This is a genomic window from Rhizobium sp. WYCCWR 11152 (assembly GCF_013087615.1).
GTDB lineage: Bacteria > Pseudomonadota > Alphaproteobacteria > Rhizobiales > Rhizobiaceae > Rhizobium > Rhizobium indicum.
The window spans coordinates 566,100-582,955 of sequence record NZ_JABFCP010000006.1 but is presented as its reverse complement, the minus strand read 5'-3'; the positions used below and the strand labels follow the sequence as shown (position 1 = coordinate 582,955).

At 56.8% G+C, this 16,856-nt stretch carries 17 protein-coding genes and 1 pseudogene; 5 read left to right on the top strand and 13 right to left on the bottom strand.

From position 1 onward, the window contains the following. Nucleotides 1-28: 28 nt before the first annotated feature. The 12 genes from G9X67_RS08740 to G9X67_RS08685 form a co-directional block, all read right to left on the bottom strand. Entirely contained in the window at nucleotides 29-1,009 is a 981-nt protein-coding gene (locus G9X67_RS08740) for a glycosyltransferase family A protein (protein ID WP_171598504.1), read from the bottom strand. Further along, complete coding sequence (locus G9X67_RS08735; RefSeq protein WP_171598503.1) at nucleotides 1,006-1,890, bottom strand: glycosyltransferase family 2 protein; 885 nt, start codon at nucleotides 1,888-1,890, stop codon at nucleotides 1,006-1,008. Before G9X67_RS08735 ends, G9X67_RS08740 begins: the two co-directional genes overlap by 4 nt. Then, on the bottom strand, nucleotides 1,887-2,861 hold the full coding sequence (locus G9X67_RS08730) for a glycosyltransferase family 2 protein (protein ID WP_171598502.1): 975 nt from the start codon (nucleotides 2,859-2,861) through the stop codon (nucleotides 1,887-1,889). The genes G9X67_RS08735 and G9X67_RS08730 overlap by 4 nt, the downstream gene beginning before the upstream one ends. 91 nt (nucleotides 2,862-2,952) lie before the next feature. Further along, on the bottom strand, nucleotides 2,953-3,921 hold the full coding sequence (locus G9X67_RS08725; RefSeq protein WP_171598501.1) for a glycosyltransferase: 969 nt from the start codon (nucleotides 3,919-3,921) through the stop codon (nucleotides 2,953-2,955). A 171-nt stretch (nucleotides 3,922-4,092) separates the two neighbouring features. Then, nucleotides 4,093-5,037, bottom strand: coding sequence for a glycosyltransferase (locus G9X67_RS08720; RefSeq protein WP_017961657.1), 945 nt, complete (start codon nucleotides 5,035-5,037; stop codon nucleotides 4,093-4,095). 83 nt (nucleotides 5,038-5,120) lie between these two features. Then, nucleotides 5,121-5,942: a galactosyl transferase gene (locus tag G9X67_RS08715; RefSeq protein ID WP_171598500.1), complete on the bottom strand. Its 822-nt coding sequence runs from the start codon at nucleotides 5,940-5,942 to the stop codon at nucleotides 5,121-5,123. A 40-nt stretch (nucleotides 5,943-5,982) separates the two neighbouring features. Further along, nucleotides 5,983-6,987, bottom strand: coding sequence for a polysaccharide pyruvyl transferase family protein (locus G9X67_RS08710; RefSeq protein WP_003561855.1), 1,005 nt, complete (start codon nucleotides 6,985-6,987; stop codon nucleotides 5,983-5,985). A 32-nt stretch (nucleotides 6,988-7,019) separates the two neighbouring features. Then, nucleotides 7,020-8,522, bottom strand: a complete 1,503-nt coding sequence (locus G9X67_RS08705; protein WP_171598499.1) for a lipopolysaccharide biosynthesis protein — start codon at nucleotides 8,520-8,522, stop codon at nucleotides 7,020-7,022. A 150-nt stretch (nucleotides 8,523-8,672) separates the two neighbouring features. Next, nucleotides 8,673-9,575, bottom strand: coding sequence for an exopolysaccharide glucosyl ketal-pyruvate-transferase (gene pssM / locus G9X67_RS08700; protein ID WP_171598498.1), 903 nt, complete (start codon nucleotides 9,573-9,575; stop codon nucleotides 8,673-8,675). Further along, a complete protein-coding gene (locus G9X67_RS08695; RefSeq protein ID WP_003542119.1) occupies nucleotides 9,572-10,078 on the bottom strand; it encodes an acyltransferase in 507 nt (168 codons plus the stop codon). The genes pssM and G9X67_RS08695 overlap by 4 nt, the downstream gene beginning before the upstream one ends. Beyond that, nucleotides 10,078-11,229: a glycosyltransferase gene (locus G9X67_RS08690; protein WP_003542111.1), complete on the bottom strand. Its 1,152-nt coding sequence runs from the start codon at nucleotides 11,227-11,229 to the stop codon at nucleotides 10,078-10,080. Before G9X67_RS08690 ends, G9X67_RS08695 begins: the two co-directional genes overlap by 1 nt. A 31-nt stretch (nucleotides 11,230-11,260) precedes the next feature. Continuing rightward, nucleotides 11,261-12,334: an endo-1,4-beta-xylanase gene (locus tag G9X67_RS08685; RefSeq protein WP_171598497.1), complete on the bottom strand. Its 1,074-nt coding sequence runs from the start codon at nucleotides 12,332-12,334 to the stop codon at nucleotides 11,261-11,263. A gap of 141 nt (nucleotides 12,335-12,475) precedes the next feature. On the opposite strand from G9X67_RS08685, the gene G9X67_RS08680 reads away from it, so the two are divergent. After that, nucleotides 12,476-12,916, top strand: coding sequence for a hypothetical protein (locus G9X67_RS08680; protein ID WP_171598496.1), 441 nt, complete (start codon nucleotides 12,476-12,478; stop codon nucleotides 12,914-12,916). A gap of 30 nt (nucleotides 12,917-12,946) precedes the next feature. Here G9X67_RS08680 and G9X67_RS08675 read toward each other — a convergent pair whose 3' ends face one another. Next, nucleotides 12,947-13,834, bottom strand: coding sequence for a DUF6030 family protein (locus G9X67_RS08675; protein ID WP_171598495.1), 888 nt, complete (start codon nucleotides 13,832-13,834; stop codon nucleotides 12,947-12,949). Nucleotides 13,835-13,958: 124 nt separating this feature from the next. Between G9X67_RS08675 and G9X67_RS08670 the strand changes: the two are divergent. The 4 genes and pseudogenes from G9X67_RS08670 to G9X67_RS08655 form a co-directional block, all read left to right on the top strand. Further along, a pseudogene (locus tag G9X67_RS08670) lies at nucleotides 13,959-14,159 on the top strand (hypothetical protein); the annotation flags it as partial. 171 nt (nucleotides 14,160-14,330) lie between these two features. After that, entirely contained in the window at nucleotides 14,331-14,756 is a 426-nt protein-coding gene (locus G9X67_RS08665; RefSeq protein WP_171598493.1) for a helix-turn-helix transcriptional regulator, read from the top strand. Nucleotides 14,757-14,765: 9 nt separating this feature from the next. Continuing rightward, complete coding sequence (locus G9X67_RS08660; RefSeq protein WP_171598492.1) at nucleotides 14,766-16,613, top strand: peptide antibiotic resistance protein; 1,848 nt, start codon at nucleotides 14,766-14,768, stop codon at nucleotides 16,611-16,613. Between the two features lie 20 nt (nucleotides 16,614-16,633). Further along, on the top strand, nucleotides 16,634-16,846 hold the full coding sequence (locus G9X67_RS08655; RefSeq protein WP_003561841.1) for a hypothetical protein: 213 nt from the start codon (nucleotides 16,634-16,636) through the stop codon (nucleotides 16,844-16,846). Nucleotides 16,847-16,856 lie beyond the last annotated feature (10 nt).

Here is a 16,856-nt window from a genome sequence, read left to right as displayed (position 1 = left end):
TCTTCCAAGGGCGTCTGCGTAAACAATATCAGAGAGCGGCATTGGGCTTGTATTCCTGGTATGCATGTCCGAGAATCCCATTAACCATACCCGCGCCGCGCAGAAGGTGGGTGAGAGCTCGCATGCCCCAATAGGGTGAAATCAAGATCGCCGGCAGCATGACCAGCCCAAGCACAACTCTCGTGGCGCCATAGGCGGCGCGATAGATCCGGCGCTTGAGATTGCCATGCAGGACCTCGCTGACTGCGAAGGTATTGCCGAGCCGGTATTGTCTTTGCAATACCCATTTCCAGGTCATCCGGCTGGCCGGAACGATATCATGGACAAGCGCCTTGTCAGCCCAGAAGACCTGCATGCCCCGGCGGATGGCTTGGTTGAAGAAAAGGTAATCCGTGCCCCCGGTGAAGCGCATCTTCTCTTCAAAACGCAGATTCCATGAACGGATCAGGGGATAGTCGAACATGACGTTGTTCGAGGCCGCATAAGAAATGCGTTGACCGTCCTTGTTCTTCTTGCGCTCGAACACCCTTGCCTTGATGAAATATTCCGGCGGGTTTTCGGGATAGACTGGTTGGACGGGGCCATAGACGCAATCGGCGCGGTTTTTCTCCCGTGTCTCCAGCATCGCATCCAGCCAGCCGTCGACCGGCCATTCGTCATCGTCGAGAAAGCAGAAGAGGTCAGTGCCTGGAGGTGCCGAATCCAGTGCACGATTGCGTGCAAAGGGTATGCCCTGGTTTTGTTCGATGACGTAGATCAGGTCGTAGGCACCTGTTTGGCCAAAGCTCTCTACCGTGGTCCTCGCGCTGCCGGCCGCATCATTATCCACGATCACCATGGTGAGATGATAGGGGCGAGCCGGGTGCCTGACCTGGCGCGTCATGACGTCAAGCAGCTTGGCGATCCCGTCGAGGCGCCGATAGGTCAGCACACCAACGGTGATCTTCAGTGGTGCGACGCCTGCTTCTGTGCCGACGGATGAATGCGGAAAAGTCTCTTGCTGATTCATGACTGTCCTCTCCGCAGCATATTTCCCAAACGCTTGCGCGCCGCCATCAAAGCCACTTCGGTCGCGGCAGCATCGCCAAACGGACCGCCGGCCACCGTGTTGCGAGCTTCGCCCCGGAGCTTCAGAAGCGATGTCGTTTCGGCAATTCCGCCGGCAACCAGGCTCTTGCCGAGTGCCTGCAACCCGTCATAGCGGCGTGCCAGTTCCAGCCCAGTCGCGATCATGATCCGCGGGCGCAGTGTCTTTGCCCTGCTTGTGCCCGTGTAGCGGTTCGACTCATGAATGCGCTGAAACGTCAGCGGTGTTTCGACGATGGCGCCGCGGCCGAGAAAGGCAGCGGCAAACTTGATATAATTGTCGCTGAGGACAACGTCTTTCGCGACAGACATCGGCAGGATCTGAGACAGCAGATTGCGGCGGAAGCTCAAGCCCGATGTCGGAACCGGAAGCGAGGGAAAGCCGCCCCTGCGAAGCGTGTCCCGCTTGTCGAACAGTGTCACTTGCAGCTCTGCAGGAGGCTGGTCGCTTTCCTCGGTCGTCACCCGGTCGAAGCACCAGTCGATCTCGTTGCGATCGTAGATCTCGGCGATACGAGCAAGTTTGCCGGGCAGAAACGCATCATCGGCATCGAGGAGAAAGAGGATATCGCCGCTTGCGGCCGCAAAACCCGCATTGAAGCTCGATGCCTGGCCACCGTTTTCCTTCAATACCGCCAGGATCCGCTCGCCATAGGAAGCAAGGATCTCTTGGGAATCATCGGTGGAGCCATCGTCGACCACGATCACTTCGAAGTCGGGATAGACCTGCGACAGAACACTGTCGATGCATGGGCGCAAATACTGGCCGTAATTGAAATTGTTGATAAGCACCGATAATTTCAATGCACGACCTCCTGCGCTAGTCGACCAGAATGATTTACTGCCGGTGCGTATCGGCGAAGTCCGGCGCGGTAGCCACGCATGTAATAGCACTTCCAGATGGCCCAGAACCGCTTCTTTGATCGCGGCAACGGATAAAGGAGGGCTGCCCGAACCGCCCAGTTGGCGCTCTCGATCCAGGTTCTTAAGGGGATTCCCCCGATCCTTATACCTTTTGGAATGTCCTCGGCGAAGAGCGCTGGCATTCCATAGCCAAGACGTTCCCCACGCTTCTGTACCCAAGCCTCTGTCACGCTAGAGGCTGGAATCCAATGATGAACAATGGCCTCGGCGCACCGATAGGTTTTCACGCCGCTTCGGGATAGGCGGCTGACAATTTCCGTATCCTCTCCCATTGCGAAAAGACCTCCTGGAAGCGGCCCGATATCTTCGCGGAATCGAACATTGCTGCCAAGCAATTCGCGACGCACGGTCGTGTTCGGACCCCAAATTTTTGTCGGGTCGCATGGGCCACTGGATTCCTGGTCGGATATGGCGAAGGTTGATCCCATGGGAATCCAGTCCAACAGCGGATCCCCATGGGGATAATGCTCCCAATTTGGAAGAATTCGGCCGCCGATAACGCCGAAATCCGGGTTCGCCTCCGCGCATGCAGCGATCGAACTCAACCAGTTCGCATCTGCCTCGACGTCGTCGTCCGTAAAAACGATCAGCGCTCCTCGAGCTATCGCCAGAGCTGCGTTCATAGCTCCTGATTTTCCTGGGCGGGTATGATTAACAACAACAATTGGAAGCTTCTTTGCATATTGATCGAGAAGCTCCTGTGTTTCGTCTTTACTGTTGTTGTTGACGGCAATCAGTTCCCATTGTTCGACTGGAAGGTTTTGCCCCAACATCGAATCCAGCATCTGTTGAAGCCGTCTGCTGGCGCCGTTGAAGGACGAAAAGATGACACTAATTTTCGGATCCGTCATCAAACCCACTCGCCTCCTGACGTGCGAAAATCCTGCCCGCTGCCTCCGCAGCTGGAGCACTTCCTGTCGATGCCGCGGTTTAGTACTTTTGTCATTTGGCACCGACCTGAGAGTAGATCGTTTTATTCATCGTAGATCGCTGCTTGAGAAATTGGCGCAGGATCCCCTGTCTCACCGACTGCGCCCAGAGCAATTTGAAGCGAACGCCGCTTGGCGGAAATCTCTTGACGACGACGCTGGCCGGCACCATCAGAAGCCATCTCAAGGCGCTAGCGATGGGCAGACCGCCAATTTTCGTTTTTCTGTCGAAGAGGTCCGGCCGAACGATAACCAAGCCCATGCCATAACGCTCGCCGCGCCGCAAAACCCAGCCTTCGTTCACATAGCCCTTCCTGACAATGTGCGGAACCCCGGGATGCCGCGAGTGAAAAGCCTTGGCTCCATTCTTCTCCAACCTGAGAGCGAAAGCAGTATCCTCACCCATGGGGAACTGAGCGACGGTGGCATCGGGGCCGAGGCCGTCGTGAACGATATAGCTGGATCCTAAAATGGAACGACGGAAGGCCGAATTCGGCCCTGATATCAATGCCGCTGAAATCGGCCCCTCGGGTAGACCGCCATTTAGCGCATAAAGAATCCCCAGATGCCCATACTTGACTAACCACGGTGCAGGCCTTTCCTCCCATTCGGGCGTGATCAAGCCGCCGAATATGGCAAACTGTGGCTGCTCATCTGCCAAGGTGAGAAACTGCTCGATCCAATCCGGCGCGGGAATGACATCGTCATCGGTTAAAATGACGAGTTCGCCCTCCAGATGGCGGAAGCCCAAAGTCAATGCGTACTGCTTACCTTGTTTTGGCTCAAAATAAACTTCCAGCGGAAGCCGCTCCTTATAGGAATTCAAGACTGCTGCAGTGTCGTCGCTGCTGTTGTTGTCGACCGCAACGATTTTCCATTCTTCCTTCGGTAGGGTTGAAGCGCACAGTGCGTCAAGCATCGTTGGCAGAGTCTTCTCGCCGTTATAAGTTGAGAACAGTATTGTAACCTTGACTTTGCTCATGTGATGCTCCGGACCTCATTTCGGTCTGGTCGCTTCCCTGTGCGATTCGGGTCACGCCTTTACCGATGTCTTGGGCCTGCGATAGAACGCTGTCGATGCGTGGGCGCAAATACTGCCATAAATTTTTGATGAGCACCGAGAGTTTCAAATTACTGCCTCCTATGCAATCGATTACTGCGTCATCGTCTGAGAAACGTATCGGCGAATTCCGGCGCGATAGCCACGCATGTAATAATATTTCCAGATCGCCCAGAAACGTTTCTTCGATCGCGGCAGGAGATAAAGCATTGCTGCCCGGAAGGCCCATTGTGCGCTTTCGATCCAGGTCGGAAGCGGAACTCCGCTTAACCTCACCCCTCCAGGCACCTCGTCGGGAAAGAGCGCCGGCATGCCGTAGCCGAGCCGCTCGCCTCTTTTCTGTACCCAATCCTCCGTCACGCTCGATGCCGGAATCCAATGATGGACCACGGCCTCGGCGCATCGATAGGACTTGGCGCCATTGGCCGCCAGGCGAATGATGATTTCCGCATCTTCACCCATGGCAAAAATCTTTCCGGGAAGAGGACCGATATCTTCGCGGTAGCGCACGCTTGTTCCGAGCAGCTCTCGCCGGACGATCGTATTCGGGCCCCAGACTTTCGTCGGGTCACACGGTCCGCTTTGGGTGTCATCGACTATCGCAAAGGTGGATCCCATCGGAATCCATTCGATAAACCTGTCTTTTGGTTCTTTCTCCCATTCAGGGACGATTCTGCCGCCGAAGACGCCATAACTCGGATGGGCTGCGGCGCAGTCGACGATCGCTTTCAGCCAGTTCGGTTCGGCACGAACATCGTCGTCCGTAAAGACGACGAGATCCCCCTTCACCCGATCCAAGGCCATATTCAGCGCGCCGGACTTTCCCGGCTTGCGCTGCTGCAGGATGGTGATGGGAAGCTTGTCGCTATAGGTTTCCAAAAGATCAAACGTGCCGTCATTGCTATTGTTGTCGACGGCTATCAGTTCCCACCGATCATGGGGAAGCTCTTGGCGCACCAAGGAATCCAAAGTATGGCGCAGCCGGCGGCTGGCGCCATTGTAGGATGAAAAAAGCACGCTGACCAATAGATCCGACATCAGTTATCAACCCTCTTGGTGAAGTCGAAAGAGAAAAGCTTCATATTTTGACTGCCTGTGCGATGTTGGAAAGGGATCGGCGCTTACGCGGGGTTCGACCGCGTCTTGCCGAAAAACTCGCGCCTGTGACCCTCGCCGAGTATCCTCAGCTTACGAAGATTGCGCCACCACCGCCGCGGTTTGGTGAGTACGCCGCGGTTCAGGAAATACTGTCGCAGCAGGCTCGGTGCCTGACTATGCGATCCGCCGTGGGCGACCCGATAGACTGCCCCGCGAAAGGGAAGCTTCGTGAGCGGCGCTCCCCGTTGCGCAAGAATATCCGCTATGCGGACATGGCTGCCCAGCATCGACTTGATCCAGTCGAGCGAAGCATCCTCAAAGCGTTGCGGCAGTTCGTAGAGATCGGCACGAATGATCAATGAGGTGCCGCAGAGATGGCTGAAGTCGTCATGGCCAAACAGGAAGTTGCCGCCATCGTCCCAGATATAACCATGGTCGATCGTCCATCCGTTGGCGTCACGATTTTCGGACACGTGCTGAACGATTCGCGAACTGACGAAATCGTCGTCATCGACAATCATGAAGAAGCGACTGTCGGTGGCGTTCAACATGCCACTGAGAACGCGACGGCCTTTGTCTGCCCGGAAGGCATCGAGGAAGTCTTCCTTGCTGCCCTTTCCAAGCTCATGCAGGTCGTTCGGCGGAAAGGTGACGCGCACGGCGGAGAATTTTTCCGGCAGCTCAGGCAGATCGGCGCCTTCGTTTGCCACGATAATGCCGCGCCAGTCCCCATTGGTCTGGTTGGAAATGGAAGCCACGGTCTGGGTCAGATTTGCCTTCAACCTGCTCCAGTCGCGGGCATTGTCCTGATGTCGGACCGGGATAATGAAGGTGACAAGTGTCATCGGATTACCCTCCTGATCCTGCAAGCACGCAGCGTCTCCGTCATCCGCGCGCTCCTTGCCCGGCCTGGTGACGCGCCCACTCGATTCCATCTTCGAGCGATGTTGCCTTGTATGAAAGGTCGGTCCCGCCGGAGAAGGCATTCATGAAGCGGCGGATCTTTCCGTAGCTGTTGTCCAGCACGGCATGCGGCCGGCCAAGCAGCAGCGAGCAGATATGGACGTGCAGGCGATCGGTAACGATGGCGCGGGCGCGTGAAATTTGGCTGATGCCACGCTCGAAGCGGTTGTGCGCTGCGGCGTCCAGCTTGCGCAATGCCACTTCGCTCGGCTTCAGTGCCAGGAAAGCCGAAGCTGCCCCCAACTTCTTGGCGATATCCACCTTCCGCTTCGACTCGGTGATCCAGTCTTCCACGGGAATATCAGAAGGGATCTTGCGATCGGTGCCGCCAACCCGTTCCGCATCCTCTCGCAGCATGGCGAGGACGGAAATTTGCGTTGCCCTGTCCGGCAGCGGCCCGATGGCGAAGGCCATGTCGGGGCATAGCCGAACGGTGCAGTCGAAGTGCTTCTCGGAAAATTCCTTCGATTCTTCATCGCGCACGAGCAGGACGAAATTCTTGTGACGCGCGATTGCGCGTGCGGATTGCTCGATGCGCTCAGGTGAACTGTAGTGGATAGACTGCGGGAACTGGACGATCTGCCGATCCGGGAAACGCTCCATGATGGCTTCGCGGAAATCCTGATGGGAAACCCAGATGTCGCCGAAATTGCCGCCGCCATGAATGAAAATCGGACCGGTCGGTACGCGTTTTTTTAGTTCATCTGCGGAGAAGTCCGCCGTTCTCGAAACATAGTCCGGGCGTTTGCCGAAGCGATCCTTCAGATAGGCCATTTCGCCCAGCCAGATTGCGGAGTCGCCGCAATTGCGGATGTCGGGAAAATCGAGGATTGCAAGCGGTTCATCGCGTGAGACATAGTCTTTCAGGCAATCATGGATCATACCATTAAGTTTTGCGATCAGCTCCGTTCTGGATTGGCTGGTCATTCTGCCTCTCTTGTTGATGTTCGTTTTAGCTTTTAGGCCGACTTGGGTAAGGCCATACGTTTGGCTTTTGACAGGAACTTGACAAAGATACGCTGAACTTCGGTTTCCGGGCCATTTGGCTTCTTCATCGCGAGCCAAAGGACAAAGCTGGAACCGACATAGAGAATACCGCCGGTGATGACCAGTATGGCCAGATGGAGAGCCAGGCCCAGCTTATCGGTCGGCATGTTCAGGACATGTGACAGCCCCCAGACGCCGGCGGCCATCAATGCGACGCTGGCAAGCGCGCGGAAGTTGGCCCCGAGTTGCTGGAAGAACGGCAGGCCGATCAGTCGCTTGACGAGAAGCATATTGACCGCGGTGGAGATCAAACCCGTCAACACACGCGCATAGACGACGCCTGGAAGTCCGGCAATCATCAGGCCGACGATGATGATGGGAACGCGGACCACCAGCATCTGGGCGTCGCGGATGAACAGCAACTTGGTATGACCCTTTGCCATGCCCAACGGCTGGACGAGGGAACCGAGCGTCTGCAGAGCAAAGACCGATGCGAGCGCCTGGACGATAAAGATGGCGGGAATCCATTTCTCTCCCAAGGCGAGTCGCATCATTGGATCAGCCACGACCGCCATGCCGATTCCAGCCGGAAGCGCCACTGCAGCCAAAAGCGCCTGCGCGCGCTGATAGGCTGCGATCAACCGGGCCGGGTCGTTGCGTACTCTCGAAAAGCCCGGATAAATCGTCTGGTTCAACGGTGCCGTGGCCTCACGGGTCGGCAGCGTCGATAGGGTGTTGCCGACGGTATAGTGGCCTAGCTGCGTGGCACCCAACATCTTGCCGATCAGCAGATACTCGATCCGCCAGTTCAGCGTGTTGACGATCTGTCCTGCCGTCAGCCAAAGCGAGAACGAAAACAACTCCCGGGCATGCCGGAAGGTTATGCGTGGCCAGAACGGCAAGACGGTATAGGAAACGATGATATTGGTAATCTGATAGGCGAGGGTGCCGAGAACAAGAGCCCAATAGCTCTGGTAGATCGCAGCGATTGCCACCGTCACGACGAAGCCGACAAGCTTTTGCGATACGTTGAGAACGAATTCCTGCCAGAAGATCAGATCACGCTGGAGCATGACCCGACGTGGGTTGGCCAGGCCGCTCAGGAGCAAGCTGAAACTTAAGGCAAGCATGACGCTTGTCAGTCGCGGCTCGTTGTAAAATTCGGCGATTGGATAGGAACTGGCGGCAAACAGCAACGCCAGGATCGCGCTTCTTGTCACGCTCAACGTCCAGACCGCGCTGAAGTGCTCCTCGCTCGGAGCCTCGTGGCGGATGAGCGCCTGATTGAGCGAGAGTTCGGTGACGGAACTCAGGATGATCTGGATCGTCGTTGCAATGGCAACGAGACCGAAATCGGACGGTGCGAGGTACCAGGCGAGAACGAAGGTGCTGAGCGCCGAAAGCCCGTTGACGATGGCGCGGGACAGGCTCAGCCACATGCTGCCCTGGATCAGTCGGTCGGTAACACTGCTCATGCTCGAATGGCTCCGCACATCAAGGACACTGACCGCTTAAGTGGGCTGCACGCCCGTCCAAAGTGCCTCTCCCCTTTGCGGGAGGAGAGGGGGTTGATGGAGTTGGAAAGGATCATGCCTTATGCCTCGTCACGAATCCGGTTTGCAGCGTCACAGGACGCTTGCCGTTTTCTTCGAAAAATCCTGCTTCAGTCGGTTCAGCTCGACCAGCATTCTCTCGTGCGCGTTTACAATAGACGCATCGGTGCTGAGCTGGCCCGGCTTCTCCGCCACCCGCTGCAATGTCTTGACCGTCGAGCCGAAGACATAATTGCCGGTGAGTTGCCGGATGCGGCGGTGGCGGAACGTTATGTTCTTCAGCAGGTAGGTGTTTTTCCGGACCAGCGACGCTCCGACCTCGACGAGGTTTGACGGGCCGATCGGATCGAAATCGATCTCCAGATCGAGCGCACTCGCCCAATCATACCACTTGGCACGATTGCTTGGCGCGATGGGACGGATCGCCCGCCAGGGAACGCGCAGCGCATCTGATATAATGCAGCCATGCATCGCCTCGGAGACGACCTTATGCGATGCGCTGATTTCGGTCAGAACCTTTTCCACCGACCAGCGGGGATCGATATAGTGGATGCCGGCGAGATCGCAGACTTTATCCCAGCTGCCGTACATGGCGCTTTCGTAGTGCGGCATGAAGGACACGGGATAACGTTTTTCGATGCTTTTCGCATCCCAGCAGCTGCGCGTCAGGATGCCCGAATCGCCGATGGCGTAGCTCGGATCAATGCCGAGGACCTCGGCGGTCTTCTTTCCGCGCACGAAATAGAAGGTCCAGTTGCCGTCGACTTTCGGCGGGTTGGTGTAGCCGCCATAACCCGAGCCGAAGACGATCTTCTGCATGCTCGGGTCGAAATTGTCGTAGAGAATCGAGCCGATGCCGAGGAAGAGCTGGCTTTCGTCCTCATCGAAGAAGCCGGGCAGCAGACGCTCCCAGAGCCAATGGTTCAGTTCGTCGCCAAAATTCTCGTGTTTCCCCCGGTAGGCAAACATCTTCATCGTGCTTCTCCAGTCGGCAAGTGCGTCACGATCTGCGAGACCGTCTCGTCTTCGCGTGCCATGCGTCCGTAACGCGAAATGATCTTGATGTCGCTGCGGATTATCTTTGCCGGATTGCCCGCCACGAGCGAGCGCGGCGGCACGTTCTTGGTCACCACCGAGCCCGAGCCGATGACACATTCGTCGCCGATCTCGACGCCGGGCAGAATGATGCTGCGGGCGCCGATGAAGCAGCGCTTGCCGATCCTCGTGTGGAGGTAGAGCCCGCGTGTGAGATCGTGGGTGAGAATCGCAGCCTCAAAGGCGACGTAAGTTTCCGCGCCGATATGCAATCCCTTCGGGTTGGTCTTGTCGAAACGAACGCTCAAGGAAAAGCTTGCCGTCGGATCGATGTCCATTCCCCAGAATTTCGTATAGTAGAGCCATTTGGCCGTCACAATGCTGTTCCGCAGCGGCCGAAATACATTCAGTCCCCACTTCGGCTTTTTTCCTGTCTGCACCATCAAGTCCGACCCCGGCTGGAAAATTCGTCTAGCACGGAACTGTAATAGTCCTCGAGCATCCCCGTTTGGCGACGTAAGTCGAAGCGCTCGGCCACCAGAAGCGGTGCCCGCGCGCTAAAGGCTGTCCACAGAGCCTGGTCGTTGAGCAGCCTTCCGACTGCCTCGGCCATTCCCGCGACATCCCGCTCCTCCACGAGATAACCAGTTTTCCCCTCTTCGATCGCTTCGCCCACGCCTCCCGAGCGAAATGCGACAACCGGGGTACCGACGGCTTCCGCCTCAAGATTGGCGAGGCCGAAAGCTTCGGCGTGACCATTGTCGAGGGTCACGCTTCCATGAAGATAAAGCTCCGCACTGGCGAGCAGGTCTCTTATCTCAGTCTGCGACAGATTTTCATGGATCGTGACGCTTGGCAAGGAACGACGCGCCAGTGCTTCGATTTCCTCCTTCAAGGGACCCTGGCCGACCATGACGAATTCGACAGGGGTGCCGGCAGCAGCCACACGCGAAAGCGCATCGATCATGAAACGATGGCCCTTATAGTCGACGAAGCGGGCAATTGAAACCACGAGCCCTTTTTTTCGCGGACGAGGCTCCATTTTGAAGAGATCGAGATCGATACCGATGTGATGGCGATAGACACGTTCGGCACGAAAGCCGAGCGCCAGCAGCCGATCGCGGATGAAATCGGAAACGGCGATGTTCCAGCTGTTCCAGCCGGCCATCTCGCTGCGGCCCTTGGCGAAGAAACGCACCTGATTGAAGCCGCCCGGCTTTTTCGGGTCACCGCGATAGGTGGCATCGAAGCCGTGGAACGTCGTGACCAGCGGCTTGCCGGCGGCGCGTGCCAATGGGCCAATGACATACCCGTTCTTGCCAAAATGGGCGTGAACGAGATCGGCTTTGCCGATCGCGGGAAAGAGGAAGGGAAGGCCGATCTGCGGGATTTTCAGAAGCAGTTCACCGGCCCGTGCAACGGGCGACCGACGGATGTCATGAACCGGAACAGTGGATTTTTTTGTATGGGCCGAAGAAATTCGCGAGCCAGCAAGGATTTCAGCTTCGAAAGAACGAAACGCTACCGCCTGGTTGAGAACAAATGCCTGGCTGGCAGGCAAAAATTTTTCCACATAAATAACGGCTTTTTTCATGAATCTGTTTGCGTCTCCGTTGTCTTGCGCATCACATCGCCTCTATTGCCCGCCGGATACCGTCAACCGCACTTCTTGGCGCATTGTTTTCGTCGTAAAGATTAACGCGCTTCGTGCAAGCCGCAGCGGGGTCGGTCGCTTTCTCATCGGGCTCGCCGTATTTTTCCGACATGCCCCATACCGTCACGCCTTTCAAGTCACCATGTTCGGCGGCAACGGTAATCACGTCACTGAAAATATCGGCGTAGGATGCCGGCGTGAAGGCTTTGTCGCGGTTCAGGAAGTGACAGGATGCATCCAGTTCGGTGATGAAAACGCCGACACCCATGTCCTTCAGCGCAGCGCAAAAGCGCCCCATTCCTTCCGGATCGATCCGGTCGAGGCCGGGGCGGAAATGCGCCTGCAGCCCCACCGCATTGATCGGCGTTTTTTTGGCGACGAGATCCTCGACGATTTTCAGGATACGCGCGCGCTTCTGTTCGAACACGTCGGATTTTTTCTCCAGATGCGTTTCGTTGAGCACCAGCGTCGCGCCGGGATTGGCCTGGTGCGCCATGTCGAAACTCATACGGATATAATCGTCGCCAAGAAGGCGTCGGAAAACACAATCCCGCAGATCCGGTGCATCATACTCCAACGGTTCGTTTACCACATCCCAAGCATCGATCGAGTTCTTATAGCGAGTGACAACCTGTTTTATGTGACGGTTCATCGTCGCCTGAATGGTCTTTGCGTCGGTGATATCAGACACCCAGCCCGGGACGCGATACCAGATCAGCGTATGGCCATAAACCCTCATGTTGTTTTTGCGCGCAAATGCAACCATGCGGTCGGCGCTGCCGAAGCTGAAAACACCCGGTCTCTTTTCCGTCGAATTCCACTTCAGCTCGTTTCGTGGCGTTATTGAATTGACGTTGTCGATGTAGATCTCGGCAGCGATGGGATCGTTGATGTTTTGCAGGTCGATTGCCGATCCGAATCGGAACGACTTCCTGTCGGCAAGGACGCGCAGCCCTGCAGCGGCAGGCACCTGTGCCAGGGCCTGGCCCGTGCGGACGTACAACAGAGCGAGCGGAACCGAGGCGAGGAAACGTCTTCTATTCATTCTATCTCTCACTGTTAGCTTTTTTCATGTCCGCGGTGGAATTTGAAAGGCCGGACTCGTCGGCACCGATCCATCACGAGATTCGCGTTCAATTCAGCAGGGTAATACAACCTAAAATATACACTTCACCGGCAGGGGATATTGTTGGTGTCTGCTAGACTTTTCAGCATATTCCAAGATATAAACCGCTCGGGGAGGGCGCTCGTGATGGAAGATTGGTCCAGCTATCTGATGAGCTATTTTCATATGGCATTTCAAAATGCCGTTTTTTTTATGGCGACCGTTCGAAGCGGTCTGTCTCTTCTCGATGACTGGCAGTTCGCGGTCCTTGCTCTCGGCATCATCGGCATCATTTTCCTCCCGTTCGCAGCGCTGGTCAGAATGTCGTGGTGGTTGCGCCGATCGGAGGTCGTCATTCGCTCGCTGAACGAAGACCTTGCGCAAGTCACGCAGGACCTCAATGTCGAGCGTGTCTGGCGTCTGGCGGGTGGGGACAGCACCGAACGGCCGAGTGCGGACAGTTTGAAAGAGCTCTACAAGATAATGGCCAGACATCACGACGATGCGAGTCACATGGCGTGATCAGTCCGTGCATGGCATGAAGCCGAAGACCTAATGCTGTTCCTGACTTTCAGCCGGCGTTTCGGTATGGGGAGGTTTGGAGACTGATTCCGGTTGCGCGCTGTCGATCTCTACTGCGGGGTCCGGCAACGGCAGCCATCTTCTGCCGGAAAAATAATTTCTGGTACTTTTCTGAGGTCCTGAAGTCGCATCCAGCGAGAGCGTGAAGTTGTAATTCCCGGGATTGAGTACCTCGCGGGTGAAGCCGATACTGGCTCCGAAGCCGTCTTCCTTGATGTCCTTCAGATTCTTGATCGCGTTCAGGGTCTGGTGAAAATCGAGCCATTGCGGTTGCTGCAGCATGATTTCGAAAATTCGCAGAATGCCGGGATCGAGCTGGCCATTTTCATCGGTCTCGGGATTGATGATTTTCACGCGCATATTGTTGATCGTGCCGGCGGCGTCGCCGCGAACGATGACGAAGATAGAGCTCGGGAGCTGATCCTTCTCCCGCTTGCCGCTCTGCTCGAAAAAGCATTCAAATGTATCGGCGTTGAAACTCGCTGCCGCCCAGTCGCTGGTTTCGATGCCGGCATTGCGCAGCGCCGCACACATTGCGGCGCCGGATATCCGCCATGTCCGCAGGAAAGTCGATGCGGTCTGTACCATCGGCGGTTCGATGATATGCAATGGAAGCGTGAAGGTGGCCGGTGGTGTGGGGCGGGGAAGGGCTTTGGGGGGAGGCGGTCTGACCTCCTGGGGAAAGAGATCGAAGCCAAAATAATGGCTAACCGTCTTTAGGTGTTTCATGTTGTTGGAAAGCAGCACCGTTCCCATGACCAGCGAGAGGGAAATCGTCAGCAGCAACCAGAAGACCACGGGAACCCGCGGTTTCCCCACCGGCTGTTTCGCATATGCGGACGACGAATTATCGGGCAAGCTTGTCTTCTCCGGCGCGCGAGAAGGGGTTTCGATCGAGCTGTCTAAATCCAGCAGTATACATTTATCCGTTAAATATCTTTGGCTTCTTGTCGGCAATTGGGCACCTTTGTGCCTCGTCATTGGGCATATCAAGTTCTGGTCGAAAAACACGGTGAGCACGCTGTTGCTGGATGCCGGCTTCGACAATGTTTGTTTTGAGTATGTCGGAAGAATTCCCGTTTTCGCCAAGTCGATGATCGCCGTTGCGCAAAAACCTCTCAGAGAGGGTGTTGGAGCGGCAGTGATTTCGGATAGCATTCGTCGGCTGCGAAGTGCGCGATAGAGAGCGCGGGTGCACCCGCGCCAAATGGTGCGGCTGCGATAATCCACAGGTTGTTTTTACTGTGTGCGCTGCTGAAAAAAATCCTTACGAAATATTTACTTTTAGTTGCATTCTTGCTTAAACTCTCCATTATACAGCCGGGCGTGCTGATAAAGCGGGAGACTTATTCACATGAAGGCTAAATCGCCGAATTCGATTGACGTCTATGTTGGCAACCGCGTGCGCGTTCGGCGAAAGACGCTCGGGATGACCCAGAACGGCTTGGCCGAACTTCTGGGCATTACCTTCCAGCAGATCCAGAAATACGAAAAGGGAACGAATAGAATAGGCGCCAGCCGTCTTCAGCGCATATCCGAGATTCTTCGCGTGCCCGTCGGCTTTTTCTTCGAGAACGGCGGCTCCGGACCGATCGACGGCGCGACGAATGAATTGAACACCTTTTTGTCCTCGAAGGAGGGGCTGGCGCTCAACAAGGCATTCATCGCCATCGAAGACCCGAATATCAGGCAAAAGCTGGTGGCGTTGGCCAAAAGCCTGGCCGTCGCGGGATTGCCTGACAGCGACAGTGAGCTGCAGGATTCGGGTGTGAACAGCTGAGGACGGATCGTGCTCCACCTGCAGACATTCGGCGATCTGCGGTTGATCGAGACGAATGGCGACCCGGTTCGCTATCCGATCAAGGGCCTGTTGATGATGGCCCATCTCTATGCCGGCGCGAGCCATGAACTCAGCCGCTATGAATTGGCTCAGTTTCTATGGAATGACGTCGAACCCGAGCTGGCGCGGCTCAATCTGCGCAAGCTGCTTTCCCGCATCCGCGAGACAGACGGCGGACGCGCCGAAATTCCCTTCGATTTCACCGCCACCACGGTTCGCCTCAACACGCAGGCGGTTTCCAGCGATCTGGATATTTTTCGCGCCGGCGGTTCGCCGCTGGAGCGGCTGAACGCGATCGCCGAACTGACCCAGCGTGGGTTCATCGGAAATATCAAACCAGCGACAAAGCTGATAGACGCCTGGATCAGAGCGCAACGGGACGCCCAGGCGCTGCAATTGCGGCAGGCATTGCTGGATGCGTTGCCGGATGCGCAAAAGCCCGGCGCTGCGCGCTCCATTTCCGGCGCCGCCCTGCAGATCCTCGAACGGGATCCGAATGACGAGCAGGTCAGAGCCTTGCTGCACCGGCTATCCGGCGGTTCGTCCCTCAGCGAGAGATTGCCGAACGGCGACGGCCATACCAGGGTGCAGGTGAAGCGTTCCGAGGCCGGCGGTGAGACAACTGCCGACATCGAACGCGTATCGCAGGCGCCGCTGATCCTACCTCGGCTGGTGCTGCTTCCCCCGACATCGAAACATGCCGATGCCGGGCTTGCGCTTGCCAACGCCCTGATCGAAGACGTGACGATCGAACTCTGCGCGCTCCGAAACATTTCCATCGTAGCGCCCCATACGGCCGGCCAGATCCGCCGCGACTCCGAGAAGGCTGCCGTGGTCGCCCGTCACTCGATCGCCTATCTTCTGGATACACGGCTTTCCGAAGAGGGGTTGTTCGCCCAGCTGGTTTATTTTCCCACGGACGAGATCATCTGGGCCAATCGCTTTACGATGACGCCCGATATATTGCCGCGTCAGAGACGGCTGATCGCGCAGCAATTGACCATGTCTGTGGCCCGCGAGCTGGCTGAAAACGAGGAAGAGCGCTTACGCTTCGAAGCCAATCCTGAGGCCTATCACGCCTATCTGGTCGGCTCGAGCCTGATGAGCAAATTGACATTGCCGCATATCCGCCGGGCCCGAAAAGCTTTCAAGCAGTCGCTGTCGCATAAGGCGGATTTCTCTCCGTCATTTACCGGGCTGGCGAGAACTTTCACCAGCGAGTGGCTCGTGACGGCGCAGGGAAACAATGAGCTGCTGCATCTGGCGGAGCAGAACGCGCTTCGGGCCATCGAGCGGGACCCGGCATCGGCGGCGGGCCATCGCGAGCTTGGCGTCACCAAACTCTATCTCGGCGATGTCGATGCCAGTGTTGCCGCACTTGATCTGGCGGAGCAACTCAGCCCGCATTTTGCCGATGTCATCTACAGCCATGCCGACACGCTCGTGCATGCATCCCGCCCCGGCGACGCGCTCGCCAAGATCAGAAGAGCGATTTCGCTCAATCCGATCGCGCCTGACGCCTACCTCTGGTGCGCTGCGGGAGCGAGCTTCTTCCTGGAACAGTACGAGGAGGCCATCGCCTATGTTGAGGCGATGAAAGACAAAGCGCCGGCCCATCGCATCGCCGCGGCCAGTTGCGCAATGATCGGCGATCGAAAACGGGCGCTATTCCATCGGCAACGAGCCGAAAGCATCAACCCGGTCTTCGACGTCGAGAAGTGGCTCGCCATCGTTCCCTTCAAGGAAGATTGGCAAAAAGAGCTTTATCGAGAGGGCCTGCTGAAGGCCGGTTTTTAACAATAGCTGAGGGGCATTACATGGCGAAAGCTGTCATTATAGGTATACCTGGTGAGGCGGGTCTCTGGCTTGCCGATCTCGACGCGGGTACGGTCAAGCCTCTCAATCCGACGGGGGAATTGGCGACTGCAAACGGCCTGCGCAAGGCCGGCGGCACATTCGTGAAGGGCGTCGACCTCGCCGTCGCGGTTTCCTCGGCGCAGGTTGCCCTTTCCGGTCACGTCGACGGCTGAGCCGGCATTC